This window comes from Paenibacillus periandrae, from assembly GCF_022458865.1.
Classification (GTDB): domain Bacteria; phylum Bacillota; class Bacilli; order Paenibacillales; family NBRC-103111; genus Paenibacillus_S; species Paenibacillus_S periandrae.
Genome location: NZ_JAJNMU010000021.1, coordinates 162,191 through 183,953, shown reverse-complemented (window position 1 = coordinate 183,953; position 21,763 = coordinate 162,191). Strand labels below are relative to the sequence as shown.

Genomic DNA, 21,763 nt, shown 5'->3' with positions numbered 1-21,763 from the left:
TTTTATTGATGCGTCTTGGAAACATTCTTTCATGGAATTACGGTAATACGACTTTAGTCATATTTCCATTGTTATCGTACTGGTAATCGATAATTTGGCCAGATGGCATTTGGATATAGTCCAATCGGCCATTAACATCGTAAACATAATGGGGAGAGGTAATCCAAAATACTTTGATCGCTTTGCTGGCTTCCGATACATTACCTGCTGCATCCCTTGCTTTCACTGTGATACTATATGTCGTGTTGGCAGCTAAGCCATTCACTGTATAGCTGGTAGCACCATGTTGGGTAACGACTGCTTGACCGTTCACATACACATCATAACCCGTTACTCCTACATTATCTGTTGATGCTGTCCATGTGATACTCGCACTATTGACCGTACGGCTGGTTAAGGTGACGTTAGTTGGGACACTCGGTGCTTTTGTATCGAGATAGACGCTCAATGGATTACTGGCTGCTGATACATTGCCTGCGGCATCCCAGGCTTTCACGGTAATGCTGTAGGCGGTATTGGCAGCTAATCCAGTAACTATATAGTTGGTTGCGTTAAGATTCGTGACCACAGCCTGGCCGTTCACATACACATCATAACCTTTGACACCCACATTATCTGTTGAAGCTGTCCATATAAAACTAATACTAGTGGCTGTTTTGTTGGTTACCGTCAGATTGGTTGGACTTGTCGGTGGCTGTACATCGGTAAATGCCGTTACCTGGTTGCTTGCTTCGGATATATTTCCTGCCACATCCAGCGCTCTTATCATGAAACTATAAGTCATATTCTCGAACAAACCTGTGATTGTGAAGATAGTCGTGCTGCCGTATACGACTCCTACGAGTATTGGTCCGCTGTAGATCTGGTAGCCAATGACTCCCACGTTATCCGTAGAAGCTGTCCATGTCAGTGTTACCGTGTTTTTTATCAAACTGCTAACGGTCACACCTGTTGGCGCTGTCGGTGCTTGCGTATCGATATAGACACTGACTGCATTGCTTGCTGCCGATACATTGCCTGCGGCATCCCGGGCTTTCACGATAATGCTGTTGGCGGTATTAGCAGCTAATTCAGTCACTGTGTAGCTGGTTGCGTTATGATTCGTAACTACAGCTTGGCCGTTTACGTATACATCGTAGCCTGTGACCCCGACGTTATCCGTGGATGCTGTCCACGTGATGCTCGCACTGTCCCTAGTATTGCTTGCTAAAATCAAGTTAGTTGGTACACTCGGCGGTTGGTTATCAACATAGACACTGATTGCATCGCTAGCTGCCGATATATTACCTGCAGCATCCTTCGCTTTTACTGTGAAGCTATAACTCATATTCCCAGACAAACCTGTTATCATGTAAGTGCTCACGATGCCGTTCACACTTCCAACCAGTGCTGCTCCGTTGTAAATATCATAGCCGCTCACTCCCACGTTATCCGTAGAAGCTGTCCATGTCAGTGTTACCGAACTTCCTGTTGTACCGCTAACGACCACATGACTCGGTACTGTCGGTGGTTGCGTGTCTATAATTGCACTGACTGCATTGCTTACAACCGATAAATTCCCTGTCGTATCCTTTGCTTCTACCGTAAAACTATAATTCGTGTTCGTGTTCAAGCCTGTAACAATGTACGTGGTCGTGCTGTCGCCCACACTTCCGATCAGTGACGCCCCGTTGTAAATATTGTAATTACTTACATTCCCTTTATTCAACGCCGCTTTCCAACTTAATAGTAAACTGGTATTATCTATTTTCATTGTGGTTAAATTGGTTGGTTTTAATGAATCACCTAATGCAGCAACCATAAACCTTGCTTGTAGTGCCTCATAAGATCTCAACGAGACATAATACGGGGTCGATGCATGTAAGTCCACTTCAACCCGAGAAAAACGGGTATTATTGTAGTTGTCATTGGTGGCCAATAAGTTTGAAGACGTCGGGTTACTATAGATCTCAAGAATCGTATCATTTTCGCTTCCTTGATCCCCATACGATGAAGTCCAGAATACATACTTTCCCGAGGTACCAGGAGTAAATTTGTAATGGGCCACTACTTGATACGGTTTCATAACATCTATTGCTGTATTGGGTTGCACTTCGTCAACAGCTGTATCTTTTAGAGTTACCGCAACCCTTACTTTTACCTGTGGCGTATAGACTTTTATTTTCACATAATAACTTCGCCCACCATCTAAATGTAAATCATTCACACTCCCATAACCCCACCCAAACAGCTCGAATAATGTCTCATCATACACACTGACTACTGTATATGGTGGGGTTCTATCCGTCACTATACCACCAAAGTAATCCGTAGCTATATTATAGTTTCCTGTCGTGGGCGGAATAAAATTTAATATCCAAGTATCTGTACCTTGTTTATCTACATCTGTGGGTGCATCTACTAAAAGCACATTATTACTATTGGATACAATTTGTATTCTTGTGTGCACTATTTCATCCATATTTAAAGGGGCCAGTTTAATATAATACGTAACTCCCGTATTTAAAAAATAGGATAACTCCATTTCACTAGCAGTAATTAGGTTAGATAAATTCGCATCGGTATACAACCCAATCAGAGAATCGCTTCCATATGGACTAAAGCCACCGTATCCAATCGTTTTAAAGGTATAATCAAATGATTGTGTAGGTGTAAATTTAAAAACAGTAAACTGTCCTTCTGGTAATGAGACATCGATAGGTAGATTCAAATCAATAATTGGCTTTTTACTTACAGTTACGAGTGATCTTGGATCTGACATGTTTGTCATTATTTCAATAGGGTACGTAATGCCTCCCTCAAGACTTACCGTTACAATTGTTTTATTATGGTTATAACTATAATCATGATAAACCCAATCTCCTTGTGGGGTCACCATATCACAGGTAATATCCATACTGCTCTCTTTATCTATGGGTTCCAAAATAAATTGATATACACCTGTTGATGGAGGCGTAAATTCGAAATTAGTTCCAACGTTGTTGTCCTGTAAAAAAGGTGTATCCAATCCTATAGCCGGATATGTAATCGATTGTGCAGTAATGCTCATTCTTCGTTGAGGTTTACGATCAATTTGACTGATGACCGCCTCATACTCTTGTATTAATTGATCATACTCATTTTTTTCAGATGAATTGTATACCACCCCATAAACGGATTCTGTTATCGTAGCATTTGAAACCCCATTACTGCTATTTGACTTATGAAGAGAAACATTTTTTTGGAGTAGATCATAATAGCTTGTAGTCAATGTTTTGAACAACTCCATATTATTTTGTTTGTAGGCTTTTTCACTTAGATAAAGAAGTCGATTCCCAAGGCCAAGCAAGGTTTTATCCGTTTCAACCCGACTTTTATCCAGTACATTTTTTGACGGAATTCGAGTATTCGATGGTACAGGACCCTCGATTAGATTTAAAGCTCTAGCCATGTTTACTAAACCATGACCGTAAGAACGTACATCTCCTAAATTGGTAGCCGTCTCTATTAACTTGTTTTTAACATCACTGTTATTCCATTTTTGATGAACAGACCATAGTGCAGCTGCAGAACCTGTTACATGTGGTACAGCCATTGAAGTGCCCGACATAACACTATATTGACCATCCATAGAAGTACTTAAAATATCAGTACCTGGAGCCACTATATCGATCTTCTCTCCTGTACTGGAGAACCAGGCCTTTTGAAGGTTCTTATCTACGGCACCAACCGATATGACTTCAGAGAAACGTGCCGGATATAATGGATTCTCTGTACTTGAACCGTTATTCCCGGCAGCAGCTATGACTAATATTCCTTTATCAATTGCACGCTTGATAGCTTGATGGAGAGCTTTACTGTCTTCACTGCCACCAAAGCTCATGGATATGATGTTCATTTTATTTTGAATAGCCCAATCGATTCCCTGAATAACTTGTGCATAATCGCCTACTCCGCTACTATCAAGTACTTTTACAGCATATAGATCTACTTTTGATGCCGTTCCTACAACTCCAAAATGATTGTTCACTGCAGCTAATGTTCCTGCTACTTGTGTACCATGGCCGTTATCATCCACGTAGGATCGATTATTTTCTACGAATGAAATACCGCCTTTTACATTTAAATCAAGATGAGACCCAATACCTGTGTCTAACAAGGCTACTTTTATGTTACTGCCCTCAAATTTCTTTTCAATAGCAAGATCGGCACCGATTGCATGAATACCCCATGGTGTTATTTGCTTATCAGTCTTCAATTGCTCAGCATCTGAATGAGCGTTCCTTAATGGAGAAATTAAAGGTATTTTTAGTAGGGGATTTTTCTCAATAATAGCTACATCCAAGTCCTTACTAAGGTCTTCCACATCATTGGAATTCAATTCTATTCCAATCGTCCTAGACTCATTTGATTTCTTGATTTTTTGATTTTTGTATTGTTTTTTTCCTAAAAATCTTTCCGTATCCACCCCATCTTTTAGAGTCACCAAGTAACTGAACTTCTGTAATGTAGGTTGAGATTGATAAACAGTTTGATACACAGATTGATTTACTGAGGATTGATCTTTACTCTGGAGACTATTGTTGTTGCCTATAATCGGACTCGCCAGGGAGGTGATACTACCTGAAAACAATGTTGCCAATGCACAAACAATCGATGTCACTTTAATCCATTTGCTCTTCAATCGATTCTTCCTTCCTTTTATACGATTTAGTAGGTCTTAATTTAATGATGTAATGAAGTAATCAATGGAAATCGTTTTTACCTCCTTTTCAATTTTAAACCAGCATTTTCTATTCTATCTTGTCGAGAAACTTGTTTTCCATGGGATAATTTGTCGTCATTTGTTGAATAATGTCGTAATAGATGGATGTTTTGAAAATTGGCAGTAACGAACAAGTAGCTCTGTTCCTTATTGCTTCAAAATGCGGTTGAGTAAAAAGATTGGCAAGCAGTCGACGCAGCAAGAATGGCGACTTTATAAGTTCCACTGACCTCATGCTCTTCCCGACGCAAACAGGAGAAACGACCGGTAGCCGCCATGGTTATCCGTTAGTGAACACCTTCTCGGGTTCTTCAATATAGCTTGTACGGAGGCCTTAGTACCTGCAACCGCTTTCGTAGCCCGTACGCTTTCTTCTTGAAAATAGTGGAGTCTTATAAGTAGTACCGTGAACGATAACCAAAGTCTGTACACTCACCCACTATTAACTTCATCAGTTCATAAATCTGTTGTATCACTTAAGGGCTTGTCATTTCGTTTATAGAAGCAACCAGATGCGGGGTGCCCACTCAGTCGACCTAATTCTGTTCGGTTTTATTCGCTATCAGACTCATGTCTATCAGTATCGAGCTTCATTATACAAATTCTCCTCCATACACCTCCTCATTCCTATACTGATCTTGAGCTCATCAGAGACCATAGTGATACTTGTATGCCTCTATAATCTCCTTTAAAACTCATATGTCGAAGGCAGGTTTTATGGAATTTACGCTGACTGCGGCTTGCAACGGGGACTGGCGGTTTGAGGGCAGGGAGTCCGTAATGCTCAAGGTCTTGCTGAACGGGGAATACAACCAGGATATCATCTTGTTTTACGGTGATCGTTGGCTGGAGTATCCGCGGTTGCTTGGTTTTTTTGAGGCAGGATCGTATGAGGCGGAGCTGCTGTTTCACGAGCAGTCGTCGCCGGACGCCCGAATGGCTTCAGTAAAGACGGTGGTTGTGAACCTAGTGGACCGCGATTCCGAGCATGGTCTCGTATATCGTTACACGCCTTTGCTGTACGGACGGAATATCGGACATCCAACAGAAAGCTGTTATACCGATACTCCATTAATTATGTTCTATACACTTGAACGCGGCGATGAGCAAACCGTGCTGGAGTACCAGGTGATTTATAGCCATGAGGATGAGGGGACGCCTGCCCCTATGCTGATGTCCAAGTGGGGGCGGCTGACAGACATTGAATGGACGCTGCGGGTTGTGATGGATCGGGACGGACGAATGATTTCGGCGACCTACCAGGGACCGCATCATCTTACGACGGAGTTTCGCGGCGGTTATGCACTTGGCGGACACCCAGTTATGCAGGCGGCGACGACTAACGGGATGGTCACGGATGTACCAACGTCGTCTTACCGGTTACTTCTGGCTTCTGTGTATCACTGGAATCCAGCTGCAGAGCCGCGAGAGCGGGTTATGGATGCGTTCCCTTTCACGTATCAGATGATGGCTTGGGAAATGGAGCGCCACAGCCGATTGTCCGAGCTGATGACTGCCGGGTCTGGTTCGGAGTCATGGCAGGTAACGGATCTGCGTCATTATTTATATGTGCAGACGTCGAAGCGGACATCCGATCCGACGCTGCAGAAAGCGCCCTGTATCGATATCCGGGTGAAATTGAAGGGCTCGCTGACCGTGTATTCCAGTTCCTTTGACGATATCCGAATCGGGAAGTTCCGGGCGGTTTACGAGGGGGCGTACGAATGGTTCTCAACGACCGTGAAGCTGCCGGAGGGCACAACCATGAACGATATTGAAGCAATTGAGGCGAAGCTGCTGAGCGGCGGCGATCAGGCTTTGACGGTCAGCGGGTTGAAGGCATTTATGCTGACGGAAGACCATTTGCCGGGTCCGGCTGTGGAGTCACAAGATGCCATACTTCTTACTACAGATGAACCTGTAGGCCAATTATGGCAGGTGCTGTTATGATTACGCTTGTTGATGTCGGAGGACGATTGACTTCAGCCGCATCGAAGAGCCAGATTATCTATGCGTTCCTGGTTCCTGAAGGTTTTTGGCAACCTTCATTGTTCAGATATGAACATGTTAAGAAAGCCGAATTTGAGGACATAGAGATGTATTGTATAATGTTAAATAGACCATTTATCTGTATCGTTTAGCAATTGTGGGAAGGGTATCTTCTTCGTGTCCATTATTGGAAAACACTATAACTTCTTGTCTTTTCTAAAAGACAAGAAGTTATATCAATAAACTAAAAAATCCGCTCAAATTACGGATTCAAATGGATATGTTCTTGTCCTCTTTCAACCTCAAACATATGCGCTTTCACGACTTGTGATCGCTCATGTAGCTTGTCGTGATCTGTTCCAGCCCCCACATCAACAACCCCAACTCGCTGCGATCATTTGGTTAATAATTGCAACAAAACGTTTATCTAGACTATTCAAGAGCGATCCGAGCCTGATTTCCAGCATATTAGTTTCTGTTATGCAATGTGCTTTTCGTACACTTCGCCACAAATGGAACCTTCATGTCTAATAACTAGGAGTCTTATTTTCCCAACCTATTTCTTGGATTTAATTTTAATATTTTGTATTTCATGTTATTATAAGGAAATCTGATTTTTCCCAGAAACAAGGTGATATCTTGAAGAATCTCATATTTAGCCCATTTTTCATTTCTTATGTATATACTACAATATTAACTTTAAATATTTCAAATAGGAATGAAATGATCTATCTTGTATATGTTTTTGTATTAAATTATTTTATTTATGTTATTGCAAAAAGAAAACTGAAAGAAAAAATGCCATATTTAATAATATTAATTTTAGGGTTATTCCCATTCTATCTAAAATATTTAGTTTTATTTAATGCCACCATATTTATCGTAGGAGTTTTAATTATTATATTGTTTTATACAATAACCGGTAGTAGTAATCTTGAAAGAATCGTAGTTAGTCGTAGAAAAGAGCTACTGTTAAAACTGTATGTTCTTTTAGGAAAAGTTCTAATTTGGTTAATGGCAGTAACTTTTTGTGTGTATTTAATAGTTTTCGTTGTAACACAATTAGCAGTTACATTGTTTCCTGTAAATTCAATAATAGAAATTCTTAAAAGAAAGGAATTTCTTAATTTCTTTATGATACTATCAATAATGATAGTATCAACATATTTTATTTTCAGAATATTAGTCATAATTTTTACAAGTTTAAAAGAAAATAAAGAAGAAATTCGAAGCTTAGAAATCTTTCTATTTGGCATATCGATTTTCATTTTAGTTATACTACCTGATTTCGTTTTTGCGTTTATTTATAAGTCTTTTGCAGTTCCATACGATTACTCCAAATCACAATATGAAAATAGCATCTTTGGTGTAATTAAATCATTTTATTTTACATTTTCTTTGCACTATGCAATGCCTATGCCAGATAATACATATAGCGCAAGTATAGTAAAGAAAATTTCGTATAGTCATGAGCTCAAACTTATTCAATTTGGTCATATAATAATTTCGAAAATTTTTGATTTAATAGCTATCGCATTAGTTGCAGATTTTATCAAAAGTCGTTTCTTTGGCGAAAAAAAGAATGATTCAGTAGAGTCTGTTAACCTTGTTAAGAAATAATTATCCGTATTTAACGTAATGGTAAAGATGGGAGCAGAAAAAGAAAAGTTAACTGTTGAAGAAAACGCCACGCGAATTGAAGATTAAATATTTCGTGATGATGAAATATTTGACTTTCGCCTCTTCGTTGCTGAAGGTTTTCAAGCTGTATGTGAGGAAAATAAACGCATACTGAATTCGCATTTGAAAAATAATGAGCGGGATCTGGCATTAGTTAGCTTAATTCTCGGTTCTGGATTAAGGATATCTGAAGCCCTTTCAATTGATCTTGATGATATCGACTAAAATATCAGTGGTTCGTAAAAGAAATAAAAAAGACGCAGTTACTATCAGCTACATTATTTTACAAGAACTACAGTCTTATATTAATATTCGTAAAAATCGATAAAAAATCGGAGAGAATCAGCCTGCGCTCTTCCTTTCGCTCCCTACTTGTCCGACTGTTACTGTGGGTCGTTTGACAGTTAGATCGGCACAAAAAATGCTCGAACGGTATGTTGATTCATTTGGAAAGCCGGCTCTTACCATTCATAAATTACGTCATACTTTTGCAACAAAATATCATCAAGAAAACAATGACCTAGCCAAACTTAAAGAGCAATTGGGGTATTCAGATATGAACACAACCATGATTTATAGCGAGGATCGCAGAGAATCATTCATTAGAGCTGACAGTTAATATATACAATCTTAAAAAGTGATTCTGTTATCCTAAGAACAATGGGAGCACGGACAGTGGTTATTTGGGCAGGATCTTAGGTGGCATCTTTTGCCGACTCAAGCCTGTCGTTCGCTTGCTTGGCCCGATTGGGCGAGATGAGATCCCCCTAGAAAAGAGGAGAGAGTGTTAGTGACAACAAATGTTTATTTCTCAAGGCCAGGTAACGACTCTGAAGTATATGAACGTATTAAGTTAGATATTAAGTATGCGAAAAATAGGATATATATATCGCAAAACTATTTGAGTGAAGAGGAATTGAGAAATCTAGTATTTCAAAAAAAAAATACGCATATACTTGTTATATTAGATTTGACCGCAGCATATGGGAAAACATCTGGTAAGATTAATCCAACAAAAAAAGGAGAACTCCGTGATCATTCGAATGTTGTATATTTAGGTGATGGAATTAAATCCCATTTTCATCATAAATTTGTGATCATAGATAACGTGGTGTGGTTGGGGTCAATGAACTTTTCAGGAAATGCGCCGACTAACAATTGGGAGAATATGATTCGAACAGATGATCTCAGAGTATTAAGTGAATATTTATCAGAGTTTAAAAAATTATTTATTCTTGGAAAAGCGCTAAATCTAAAAGTGATAAATGCTAATAAGTGCGTGTGCGGAAAAGATCATAGTAAACCTGAGGATGATTACAATGATCCCTTTGATCATATGCAAATCAATTTTATAGATACAAAAATTGAGATATGGGAGTATGAAAAAAACAAAGATAATCTCCCTGTGTATGAACTGGTTACAATCGAAGATGATACACTATTCTCTGGAACGCAAGACCTCATCTTAAATCGATTAACGATTCAAAATTTTAATGAGTTACTTGGAAACGCCATATGCAAAGATCAAATGCATCCTGTTAAGTACAATATAGAAACAAGGTGCGAAATTTGTAATTCAAGAATCAATAATAAAACAATTTGTTCTTATGGCGAAGTAAGTTCAAAATATTAAGTTGGTATTAACAAAATTAATATAAATTCATTGGATAAAAACGATGATGTTTATATTTACCCTGTTGGGGACAACCTTTTTGATCATTTCTCAGAAATGACGTTTGATATTGAATTACCTTTTGATTTTAAGAAGGATAACCTAACTTTAAAATTTGAACATCTGGATCACATTAAGTGTGGTGATATTAGTATTCCGGTTGATTTTCAAAAAAATAAATTTGTATGCCCAGAATGTTTATTTGATCTTTTAGATACACTTGGTCATTTACATCGTTATAATGTTAATAATTGTTGAATTAGTTGTAGAAAGAACTATATGCGCAGAACCGTTATTCTGTGAGTAAAAATGTCAACTAGATATCTCCTATTTCTGTACTGCAATGCTTAATGGTAGCAGATTTCCAGAAACATCTACCCCTGTCCAAAAACTTGAGCAGCCTAATACTACCGTCCGAGGATTGACCTTTAATTGTTGGCTTATTTCCCCAAATAAATGTGTCTTTGATACATTTTACCATTAAACAGTCCTACCAGTTAGTTTAGCAAGTTATAGGTCAGTCTTCAGCTTTTCGGCAATCGGACAATGTTCTTGTCATTAATCGGGAATCGGCTCAAGTTCTTGTCATCGCCAAATGACAAGAACTTGAGCCGATAATTAAAAAAGCCCGCGGTTTACGCGGACTTCATTCGGACAATGTTCTTGACAACCGACATTTGTATTGTTATCGGATGACAAGAACCTGATTCCCCACAGGTCTTTTAATGAGAACATAAAAATAAGGATGATACAAGCTGGTCGACACCATCGGCGCGCAATCTCTGCCCGATCCGGGAACGGGACTGGACTCTCCGACCTGGGCGCAAAAAGGAGCAGACTGGAAAAAGAAAATCGACGATACGGTGATCAATACCGTCATCGGTAAAACGCCGGTCGCGGACTGGGACCGGTTCGTACAGTCCTTCAAGGAGGATGCTTCTTTCCAAAAGTACGTAGCTGAAATCAACGAAGCTTATAAGGAAAAGAACCAGAAGCCATAAGACGGAAACCCGCTTCCGAAGATAGCAGCTGGCACGGGAGCGGGCTCAAGTCTGAAAGATAAACATGAATGCTTTAATACATGGAGGTTGTTATGCTACTTGGTATCGCTTATTTCGGCAGCAAACTGGACGCGCAGGAAGCTTGAACGATACGGGCGGCGAGCAGCGCGAGGTAGTGCCGTATGTTCTCCTCCCATCATCTCATCTATTTTTCATATGAAATGCTTAAGAGATTCGTACGAATTATCCGGTATCTTGGATCAAAATGGGAGGCATTACGGAGACAAGCGCATCTGTGAAACGTACATGGAGGTGAAGACGCAGTGTTATGAAATCGCTCCCATTCAAAGGGGGCAACTGTTACTGTCATAATCCCGTTCCATGATTCAGACAGTTAGTCCATTTCATTTCGATGAAGAAAGGATGAGTTCCTCGCCATGTCAGCATCCATCGTACCTAGCAAGACTTGCGCCGGACGCTGCTCGCCGCATTGGCCGCAATCACGCTCTCCGTTCCGCTACCGTTCGCGCATGCTACAGAAGGAAATGTGAATCCTGTCCCACCGTCGCCACTTGGCAAGATTATACTCGATATCGACGACAGCAGCGCACCTAACCATATCCATCAGACCGGCACACCGTTCTCGACCGACGTAACACCGCATCTAGCTGCCGGCGACTCGCTCGACTCCGCGATCAAATCGATTCGTTTCTCGCCCGGCGTAACGCCTACCAATACGGCGAATGTCGAAAGCGCCGTATCCATCTTGACCGACGGCCAGCTCTCCTACGGAACCAACTACGGCGTCATGTTCGACCTGTGGAGGACTAGAGGCACTGATGCTGGAGGCAACATCACGGTCGACAACGATCACAATTATGTCGATGTCATCGTGGAATTCACCGGCGTCGCCAGCGTACAGTCGCTGACGCTGAACGGCTATAATATGAATGCGCAGTTCAGCATGCGGACAGGTACCGTTACTTTCCGGGCGCCGGATGGCACTGAGACGACGGAGACGGCGAACGTACTGAACACAACAAAACGACCACCGCTTCATACTCCGCCTCCGAGCCGAAGTTGGCGACGACCGTTACCTTCCGAATCTATACGGGTGTCGGGAACTCGTGGAAGATCAACCTGACAGAGCTGGACATCACCGGCAAGGCGCCGTCGACGACGTTCGCGAATCTTCAGTCGATCGCCGTGGAGCCGGGAATCGAACCGTATAACAAATATAATATTGATCAGGCGCAGACGCTTCTCACCGACGGACTGACCAGCTATGGCAGTAACTACGGCGTCTATTATGACTTCTTTGGCAAACCGTTAGAGGACCGATATGCGAAGATTACGGTCGAGCTGGATCATGAAACGTACATTGACACGCTCGATCTGTCGGCTTTCAGCCTGAATTCCTACTTTTCACTCAATTACGCGGACATCTCCTTCATCGACGCGGCCGGCACCGGCGTCATAAACACCGTCTACGGGACGGGAAACACGAACAGAAGCGGCCTGGCCACCGTGAACTTCAAGGCGGCTTATGCCTCACTCTCCTATTTGTTAGCTGAAAAAGGAGATACAGTTTCGGCTAAAGAATTGCTCGAATATGTTCAATCACGTATAGGCCCAGATGAACATGGTGTAAATTTCGAGGAGGATTTGAAGTCCTACAACAAGAACCCGAAAAGTACACGATGTGGCTGCGCGAACGAGACACATATCGCTATCCAGACGAAACTTCCGCACCACCATTACCAGAAATACCAGGCCGGATCATCACCGACCAGGAAGAGAAAAAGAAAATGTTAGTCGAATACAATAACAATACTCGGATGCTTGGTTCGGCAATTGAATTATTTAACGGATGGACACGAAAAGAGGTTACGCAAACCACGAACTTTTTCAAAAATGGGGAATTATGTTTTGATTTGCATGAGTTTTCAACGGAAAGTGCGAATAGTTAAAGAAATCCATGTAGATGCAGAAAATGTGTTAATGGTCGTGGAGCCACGGAGACCTAAACATATTTATCTCCTAGGTATCGAATTAGAAACAGCCAAAAGAGTATTCTTACCATGGCTATTACAAAATTCTTCTGGTTAATCCGTATGAAAATCGAATACCCACTTGTAAATGGTAAGATACCTAATTGGAGAACCTATTTTCCTGGGTTAAGATGTGATTCCGTATAATTTCCCATTTACTTTCGATGCGTTTATAAAGGCAGGATCCAAGCTGAATTGCACCCCGTCGTGTAGACAGTGCAAAAGATAAATATCGGTAAGCGGCCTTCATCCCGAATTCAATGGGACTAGGCCGGTTAGCTTTGCTAGCAATGGCTAACTTCTCTGATTAGACCAACCACACACAGAACATCCCTCAACTTTTGATTTAAAAATGAAACGGCCTTATTTCAAAAAAGATAGAAATAAGGCCGTTTCGCCATTACATATAATGCCAATTTTACAGTGGTTCACTTCTTGCTGTTTTTTTATTGTTTACATTACTTTTTCATTGACAACGTTCTTGCAATAATTGCTACAGCTTCTGCACGAGTCGTATTACTTTGTGGTTGTAACGACCCATCCGAGTAGCCATTCAGTAATCCATGATAAGTCGAAGCTGCAATGGCTGATCTCGCCCAATCGGAAACGTCCTGACCGTCTTTATAGTACGTGCCTTCTTTCGTCATGTCCAATTTAGCGGCGCTAACCATGATGACGGCCATTTGCTCGCGTGTAATGTAATCGTCCGGGCCGAAGGCTGCATCGCTATAACCCGAAATCAATCCTTGTGCTTCCGCTGTGGCAATAGCTGCTCTTGCCCAGTGACTACCGGTATCGGCAAAGACCTTGCCGTTCTGCCCGTTTAGGTTGAAGGCTTTGACGACCAGCGTAACAAATTCCGCTCTCGTGATTTTATGATCCGGCTTAAAGGTACCGTCCGGGTACCCTGCAATAACTCCGGCTTTAATCAGATCTTGAATAACCTTCTCCGCCCAATGCCCATGAATATCCGTCGGTTCTGCTGAATGAGTCGATGGCTGTGCATCTTCCGGTATCTTCACAGCGATAACGGCAAATGTAGCGAAATGATCGACCAAACCGGTTACGAAACCGTTACTCTTATCCAACAGCTGGCTATCCAACGGAATCCACTTTTGGGTAGCTTCATTGAACCAATAGATGCCGATCTGCTGATGATCCGCGTCTGCTTTATTGTTATCGAACGGCAGCTTGATGGTCACCGGTTTGCTGAATGCGTCATCCGGTTCCTTTGTAATCTTGAACATATCACCGACAAGCTTGAATGCCTCGTCCAACGGCAAGCTGGACATTACTTTGTCTACGGTTACCCTAATGTCGTTTTTGATAGCACCGGCAGGAACAACGATCGTAGCCCCATTCATGGTAACCGTACCGCCATCGTTAGCGGGAATGAAACCCGTAATCGCGGCTGCTGCGCTGCTTCCCCCACCGCTACTACTGTTTCTATATATAATACTCGGTGCCGTATACGTTACGAACTCGGTCAAGTGTTTAGTCCAAATGACCAAATCGTTGACAACCTGAAGTACTGCGTCTCCTCCGGCTGAAATTTCATTATCGGCGGCGGACTGACTATCCCCGCTGATCGTTTTCGTAATTGGAATAAACGTGCCTTTCGAAACATAACCTGCCAATTTTCCGACTTGTCCGGGGAACACGATTCTCACGGCTTTGTCGAAGGTTAACGACACATCCGGTGAACCTATCTCGATCACAGCGTTAACGGTGCCATTGATCGAAACACTGCTGTTGCTCCGAACTTGCGGCAGCTGAATGATGCCATCCCAGCTCGACGGTGCCGTTACTTGAGTATTCGCGGGAATCGACACGATCACATTGCCAAGTGAAGTGCTCGCGTTTACGACTACGGACGGAAGTACAGCTTGTGCTAGCGTTCCGTTTATGACCGGTGACAATTGAATCGCAGCATTCGTTACTTCTTTTGGAACCGTAATGCTTACCGGATCCATGCCAGTCAGTCGAAGTACAGGGGAGTCCACACTCGGCGATAGCCCAATCGCGCTGTCTACCTTGACCTTCGCGCTGGCGCTTAAGCCACCGTAGGTTGCGGTAATCACCGTCGACCCTTGGGACACTCCCGTCATGATCCCGTGATTTGTTACGGTTGCAATTTGTGGATCGTTTGATGTATAACTTGCAAAGTTCGTCACGTCAAGTACACGCCGATCCGAATATTCGGCCGAAACCGCGAGATCACGACTTTTGCCGATCAGCAAGCTGTAGCTGTCGGTCTTCAATGAAATACCATTTAACACAGGTGAATTACTGCCGTTGTCTGACGCGCGATTTACGATGACCGTGTAGGTTTTGGTGGCTCCATCTTGCGCAGTAACGATAATGGCAATCGGATTGCTGCCAACGACAAGCCGAATCGAGCCGCTTGGTTGGCCGCTTACAGCAGGGCTGCCGTTGATCGTCATCGTCGAGCGGCTATCATACACGCTCGCTGTTACGGTCAAGCTTGAAACGCTATTCGCTACGTTTGTGATATAGCTCGTAGTGCCGGACGCAAAATCCAGGGTACCGCTCGACAGGGACAAGCTCGACAAATTCGCGTTGCTGCTCTGCTCGTTTGCAGCCTCACGATTTACGATGATCGTATACGTTTTTACGCTGCCGTTTTGTGCGGCTACGACAATGGTAATCGGGTTGCTGCCAACTGCGAGTTGAATTGTACTGCTTGGCTGGCCGCTTGCAGCAGAGCTGCCGTTGATCGTCATCGTCGAAAGACTATCGGCCACGCTCGCCGTAACGGTCAAGCTTGAAACGCTATTCGCTACGTTTGTGATATAGCTCGTAATGTTGGACGCGAAATTCAATGTACCATTCGACAGGGACAAGCTCGACAAATCTGCGTTGCTGCTCTTTTGGATGGGCAACTCGCTGTAACCGCTGCTACCGTATTTCGCTAAGGTGGTTGCAAGCGAAACATCTTCTTTGCCAGCGACGGCTTTTACTATTAAATCGCCGACTACTCCCGTATTAGAGTTATAGCTGCGGACGCGGACTTCAATCTCATTGTTTATTGGTTTCCCGTCCCCACCCGATGTGATGGGCACATTCTTGAAGACGTATACGTTCTTTTGCACTCTTTCCGGAACTATGAAACTACTCGCCGAGGCCCCGCCTACTTGCTTGCCGTTTACATAGAGCTCTATGACGCCGTTAGCCAAAGGCTGCTTGATGGCTTCACCATCGTGATCCTGGTAGTCGATATTGCTGTAAACCCGGATATCATAGGTTTTTTCTGCTCCTCCGGTATCAAGCGTATTCCAACGGTTTCCGGTGTTGATGTGGACAAAGTCCTCCACCTTATTCCACTGTGCCTTGTAGTAGAAGAATGGATCCTTTTTAGTTTCGCGGTCGTATGTGACCATACCTTTATCGTTCCGGCCTAGCATCTCTTTCGTGCCGCCCTCGTTACGCCAATCAATGCCGAAGTCAAACATGTTCCAAATATAGGTACCCATTACCCACGGGAAATCGCCAAGCAGCTTATAACACATCTCATGCCACCTGCTCATGTATTCGATTGGATGATTTTTCGCGCTGGCAGTTGTCCCGTCATCTCTTTTGATTGATGCATTGCTAAACGAGAGCTGACTATATGTTGAAGCCATCTTGGATTCCTGCAGCTCTTCATTCTGTGCATTCAAAAAGAATACATTCGGATCTCCGCCGACGCCATACTCGCTGATGCTGATAATGGAGTCGGGGTACTTCGTTTGGAGCGCGGTCAACCCGGAGGTGCTGTTACCCATATTGGCCACGCCCGCACTGTATGTCCCATAATAATAATGCGCTCCAATCAAGTCAACGATGCCTCTTTTGGTTCCGTCCGCATTCTTGAATATCTTTTCATCAATACCGGCAAAGGTGAAATTGTCCGTAAGTGAAACAATGCGGCTGGGGTCCTTGTCAATAGATTTAATAACTCCGTCCATTTGGTGCATAAAGACCATGTACTCTGTAATTTTACCATCATCGGTCCATTGTTGGCCATAACCGCCCTGTGTGTCGCCGTTGGCTGCCACCTCATTCGAGAGGGCCCAAGTATAAATGGACGGGTGATTGTAATTTTGCAAAACCAGTTCTTTAATCTGCTCAAGGGCATTCAGTTGTCCCGGGCTTTGAATATAGTTGTTTTCGTCAACGAAAGTAGTGAATTTGGGCATTCCATTCGTCGAGGCGTTTTCCGCCCATACCACATAGCCGAATTCATCTGCCTGACTGTAAAAATATTGGGGGTAAGGATAGTGCGCCGCACGGATGGTATTCATGCTAATTTCATTGATTAGAGCAAAGCTTGTATCCCACTGCTTCTTGCCCTGGGCGTTTCCATAGCCCAAAAAGTCGCCGTGCATCGCCGCGCCGTAAAGCGGGTACTCTTCTCCGTTGAGGAGAAAAGAAGTGCCTTTCCCGCTGTCTCCCAATGCCTTTACAGCCTCGCCGATGGTCCGGTATTCAAATTTGCGGAAACCGACCCGGTCTGTAAACTGATCCAGCACATTGCCTTCCATATCGGTAACGCTCATCACGATACGGTACAGATAGGCCTTACTTTTTCCGTTGGCCCTGCCGTTCCACAGCTTAGCCTTATCGATTCGGATTGTGCTCATATTGAATTCGTTAAACCCAGTCTTTCCGGACACCTGCTTGGCGGAGGACGCTACTTGTACGCCGTCCTTATCATACACTCTGGCGGAAAGATTGACGTTTCTGGAATCGGCGAGCACCACGTTGGCTGTAATGTTCAGCGTCGCGTCGCCTTTTTTGCCCGTAGTTAGATCGTTGCTGATATTGCTTACCGACTGATTAAAATAGACGCCATTGGAGGCATACGCATGCTCGCTCTCCAGTGCGAAATGGGTTTCGCTCGTATTGATGATATGGACATCCTTATGGATGCCGCCCCAGATGTTGTAATCCGGGACTGAGCCGCTTCCGATTGGAATATACTGGCTCACATCACCGCTCCCGGAATTGTCCACCGTAACCTTCAATCCCACACTGGTCTTGCCCTTAACGTAATCAGTAATGTCGAAGGTGAACGCGGTGTACCCCCCGATATGCTCACCTACAAGTACGTTGTCGATGTACAGCTTGGCGACTTTGTTGGCGGCTTCAAACTTTATGAATACGCGCCCTTCCTGAAAATCTCTGACATCAAGCGTTTTTGTGTAGGTACACATGCCTCGGTAATACTTCCCATCGCCGTCATCGGTATCGACCACGTTCCATGTGTGAGGTAGATTCACCGTTCCGTTCTGTTTAGTATCTGCACCATGGGTAAAGCTCCAATTGTCGTTAATCAATACGTCGGAGCGCTTTACTGAGGCGGCCGCCGCGGCTTTTGCGACGCCGCTCCCGCTGTACGGCGCAAGGAATGCGGGCGCCATAACAAACAGCATACTTATGACACAGATAGCGGAGATAATTTTCTTGAAGTTTTTCCTCATGTTTAATCCTCCTTGTATGCTAAGAGCAGTTACCGATTCTTTTATGAATTGGAAATTGCTCTTATTATTTTTTGATCTTTGAAAAATGAATATTGAAGTATTTATCCGGTTGGGGGCGTAGTCCAAGCGAAGGCGCGTGAGCCGTCCCTCCGGGATGAAAAATAGGTGTTTACGATCTTGTGATGTCTTTGGGAAAATGCCAATAGGTGCCTTACCGACGGGAATGTTCCTTTTCCTCCTGTTGACCCGTTTACGGGTTCTTCCATTTGAGAATGTTCCCTTGGCCTTTTCCGTATTTTCCTACACACTGACTGTATGGAAGGTACGTGCACCGATGACCCGCGGTGTGTACCTATAGCTCGCAAGGCTGTTAGCGGAGAGATTCGCTAGGACATCCCAGGACCGTAGCGCCCAGCCCCATTCGAAAGGAGGTGATCTCATGTCCCACATCTTATTTGTCGGGATTGATGTAAGCAGTAAGAATAACGTCGTCTGTTGCCTTCCCGAAGGAAACAGTACTAAACCTTTGAGCCGCTTTACCATTGCCAATGACGAACCCGGCGTATTTACTTTGCAGGAACGGATCGTGACCCTAATGCAAAAACATAATCTCGCCCGGATCCGTTTCGGTCTGGAAGCGACCGGTCCTTTCTCCAGTCATCTCGCCCGCTATTTACACAACGTGCTGAGCTTCGTTCCGTATGAGCATCACGTCTATATGTTTAATCCCAGTCTCATCAAGGCGTTCAAGAAAATGCACTTCCTTGACGCCCCAAAAAACGACAGGGTAGACGTCTGGTTCTTCGCCGCGAAGTCCGATCCGGTCATCTACCCCGTGCCTTTACGTGGAGCGAGACCCTCGCTGCATTGCAGCGCCTCATAAGACTCGAGACGAGTTCGTCAGCGTCGAAGACATCGTGAACATGTCCATAGAGGACCTAGTCGCTTTCGTCGTCGAGACGGGTAAAAACCGCTTTGATAATCCAAAGGAAGTCGCACAAGCCTTGCAAAAGGCCGCCCGTCTTCCTACCGCCTGCCCAAAGCGATGTCCGATGCCGTGAACCTGGCGATGGCTTCTAACATTCGAATCATTCGCTCTTTTTTCCAATTAAGGTCTTGACATAGTACCGCTGCTCTCAGTTGAATGTTTACCATAGGAATTTTCTGCGCATGGTGCAAGCTTGCTTGTGCCTTGCGCCTCTTTCGAGTGCCCTCGAAGGGAGGCACTAAAAAGTGCCGTTCCTCACCCTAATAATTCCCATTGTTCGTCGAGTATTTCGTATCTTCTGTCTTCTCATACTCTGATCCTGCCATTATTTTTGCTTGGTTAATAGTTTGAAGACAGACTCTAATAAAGTCTATCGATCCACCTCCTATCTAATTTCCAATGTTATGTAACCGCTGTCAAATGTCCCCTTTCCCGTAATGCTTGTCATCTACTTTCTTCCAATATTTTATAAAAAGGCAGCGATAAAGTGAATTAAAAAAACACATCAAACTGTTAAAAATCATAATCAATCGATTTTAATAGCGCAAACGGCTGCTGTTCCGGTTATCCGAAGGAGTGAGGCCCGTATACTTTTTAAAGCAGACGCTAAAATACTGCGGATTGCTGAACCCGACCTTATACGCGATCTCATAGGTTTTATAGTCTTCCCGACTCATCAAATTCAAAGCTGCTTTCATACGGGTTTCCAGCAAATAATCGGAAAACACTGTGTTTCCTACTTTTTTAAATATCGAACTCAAATAGCCGGCACTTACATTCACATGATCCGCCACATCCTGAAGAGACAGTTCCTCTCTGCTGTAATTTTCTTCAATAAACCGATATGCCTTGCCGAGTAATTGCTTTTGATGGCTGTCACGCCTGGAGCCTATTTCCTCGATTAGTTCGATTACAAACTCCCGTATCACCGCAAAAGTTTCTTTGGACGTAGTCACTGTTTGCAAGTTTCTACAAAAATGAGTGAACCCTCCAAACTTCTGCTCCATCTTCCATGTATGAATCCACTCCCAAAACTCGCGATACAGAAGTAGTGCGACCTCTGTCCCCAAAATATGTATATCCTGCAGAGGTACGAGCTTCCGGTTAAGAACATCCTGTTCCAGCCGGTAGATAATGGCTAGGGATTCCTCCCTCATTCCCAGCTTTACCTTCACAAGAAATTCTTGCTCCCAGCCCTGCAGTACAGCCGTTTCGATTTTCGGCTGCAGATCAATATCTTTAGCGATCAGCACCTGATTCGTACCGACAATATGCCGGTATTCCAGAATCGCCTTTGCTTCTAAATAAGAACGTTGAAGAGAAATTGGACGTTCATATCCCGGCCCCACTCCTACAGTCACAGTTGTTTTCAGATACTTTTCAACATTTCCGCAAACTTCCTCCATTAGCTCCTGAATTCGCTGCGTCATCACCTCCAGGTTATCCTGCAAACCAAATACAATTACAATTTCCTCCCCGTCATAATGAAAAATATAACATTGCTCCCAATGCCCTGTCATTTCTTGAATGATGTTGCTTACGCAGTACCTTAACATTTCCTTCCCGTACCGGTTTCGAATCTTGGCCGAATTGTAATCGTCCAGCTTGATGACGCATGCCACGTAATGGGAGGCTTGCAGGTAGATTCCGAGAAACAATGCTTCCGAAGCAAGCTCGTCTTCTTGGAAGCGTCCGGAGATCAAACGCTCCCAGAACAACTGTCTCAGTAGCGGCATACTGTCGAAAATTTGCTTTCGCACGTTACTTTCCCGGTGATATTCGGCAGCCGCCCGCTGCATCGTCTCAATCAGCACATCATTCTCAAAAGGCTTAAGGACATAGTCGAACACCTTAAGCTTAAGCGCTTTCTGCGCAAACTTGAATTCCTCATAGCTCGTCATCAAAACGATTTTCACATCAGGGTATTTTGCTATTAATTGCTCTGCCAGCTCAAGCCCATCTATATGGGGCATCCGAATATCGCTCAGAACAATATCCGGCCTCCGTTCCTCAGCCAGCAGGAGCGCCTCTTTACCGCTTCCTACGGTTCCAGTGAGGTTGAATCCGTAACTTACCCAATCGATATTTTTGCTTAGACCCCTTCGAATAATGACGTCATCGTCGGCAATAATCAGGTTATGCATGGTAGTTCGCC

General features: G+C 43.6%; 12 protein-coding genes. 9 read left to right on the top strand and 3 right to left on the bottom strand.

The window, feature by feature from the left end; genetic code table 11:
- Window positions 1-37 precede the first annotated feature (37 nt).
- Window positions 38-4,663: a fibronectin type III domain-containing protein gene (locus tag LRL21_RS31440; RefSeq protein ID WP_240419717.1), complete on the bottom strand. Its 4,626-nt coding sequence runs from the start codon at window positions 4,661-4,663 to the stop codon at window positions 38-40.
- A gap of 798 nt (window positions 4,664-5,461) precedes the next feature.
- Here LRL21_RS31440 and LRL21_RS31435 point away from each other — a divergent pair.
- From LRL21_RS31435 to LRL21_RS31405, 8 genes are all read left to right on the top strand, one after another.
- A complete protein-coding gene (locus LRL21_RS31435) occupies window positions 5,462-6,694 on the top strand; it encodes a hypothetical protein (protein WP_240419716.1) in 1,233 nt (410 codons plus the stop codon).
- 762 nt (window positions 6,695-7,456) lie between these two features.
- On the top strand, window positions 7,457-8,353 hold the full coding sequence (locus LRL21_RS31430) for a hypothetical protein (protein WP_240419714.1): 897 nt from the start codon (window positions 7,457-7,459) through the stop codon (window positions 8,351-8,353).
- A 448-nt stretch (window positions 8,354-8,801) separates the two neighbouring features.
- Window positions 8,802-9,032 (top strand): tyrosine-type recombinase/integrase, encoded by a 231-nt coding sequence (locus tag LRL21_RS46960; RefSeq protein ID WP_420832509.1) that lies wholly within the window; start codon window positions 8,802-8,804, stop codon window positions 9,030-9,032.
- Between the two features lie 171 nt (window positions 9,033-9,203).
- Window positions 9,204-10,046, top strand: coding sequence for a phospholipase D-like domain-containing protein (locus LRL21_RS31425; protein ID WP_240419713.1), 843 nt, complete (start codon window positions 9,204-9,206; stop codon window positions 10,044-10,046).
- Between the two features lie 30 nt (window positions 10,047-10,076).
- Window positions 10,077-10,343 carry a hypothetical protein gene (locus LRL21_RS31420; protein ID WP_240419712.1) on the top strand — a complete coding sequence of 89 codons (267 nt, stop codon included), beginning with the start codon at window positions 10,077-10,079 and terminating at the stop codon, window positions 10,341-10,343.
- A 605-nt stretch (window positions 10,344-10,948) separates the two neighbouring features.
- A complete protein-coding gene (locus tag LRL21_RS31415) occupies window positions 10,949-11,086 on the top strand; it encodes a hypothetical protein (protein ID WP_240419711.1) in 138 nt (45 codons plus the stop codon).
- Window positions 11,087-11,576: 490 nt separating this feature from the next.
- The gene (locus LRL21_RS31410) at window positions 11,577-12,230 is read left to right on the top strand and encodes a hypothetical protein (protein ID WP_240419710.1); all 654 of its coding nucleotides are present in this window, start codon (window positions 11,577-11,579) and stop codon (window positions 12,228-12,230) included.
- On the top strand, window positions 12,167-12,901 hold the full coding sequence (locus tag LRL21_RS31405) for a hypothetical protein (RefSeq protein WP_240419709.1): 735 nt from the start codon (window positions 12,167-12,169) through the stop codon (window positions 12,899-12,901). Before LRL21_RS31410 ends, LRL21_RS31405 begins: the two co-directional genes overlap by 64 nt.
- Window positions 12,902-13,595: 694 nt before the next feature.
- Here LRL21_RS31405 and LRL21_RS31400 read toward each other — a convergent pair.
- Window positions 13,596-18,620 (bottom strand): S-layer homology domain-containing protein, encoded by a 5,025-nt coding sequence (locus LRL21_RS31400; protein ID WP_240419708.1) that lies wholly within the window; start codon window positions 18,618-18,620, stop codon window positions 13,596-13,598.
- 439 nt (window positions 18,621-19,059) lie between these two features.
- Here LRL21_RS31400 and LRL21_RS31395 point away from each other — a divergent pair, with 439 nt between their 5' ends.
- Window positions 19,060-19,503 carry an IS110 family transposase gene (locus tag LRL21_RS31395; protein ID WP_240419707.1) on the top strand — a complete coding sequence of 148 codons (444 nt, stop codon included), beginning with the start codon at window positions 19,060-19,062 and terminating at the stop codon, window positions 19,501-19,503.
- 641 nt (window positions 19,504-20,144) lie between these two features.
- On the opposite strand, the gene LRL21_RS31390 is transcribed toward LRL21_RS31395, so the two are convergent.
- Complete coding sequence (locus LRL21_RS31390; protein ID WP_240419706.1) at window positions 20,145-21,752, bottom strand: response regulator; 1,608 nt, start codon at window positions 21,750-21,752, stop codon at window positions 20,145-20,147.
- Between the last annotated feature and the right edge of the window lie 11 nt (window positions 21,753-21,763).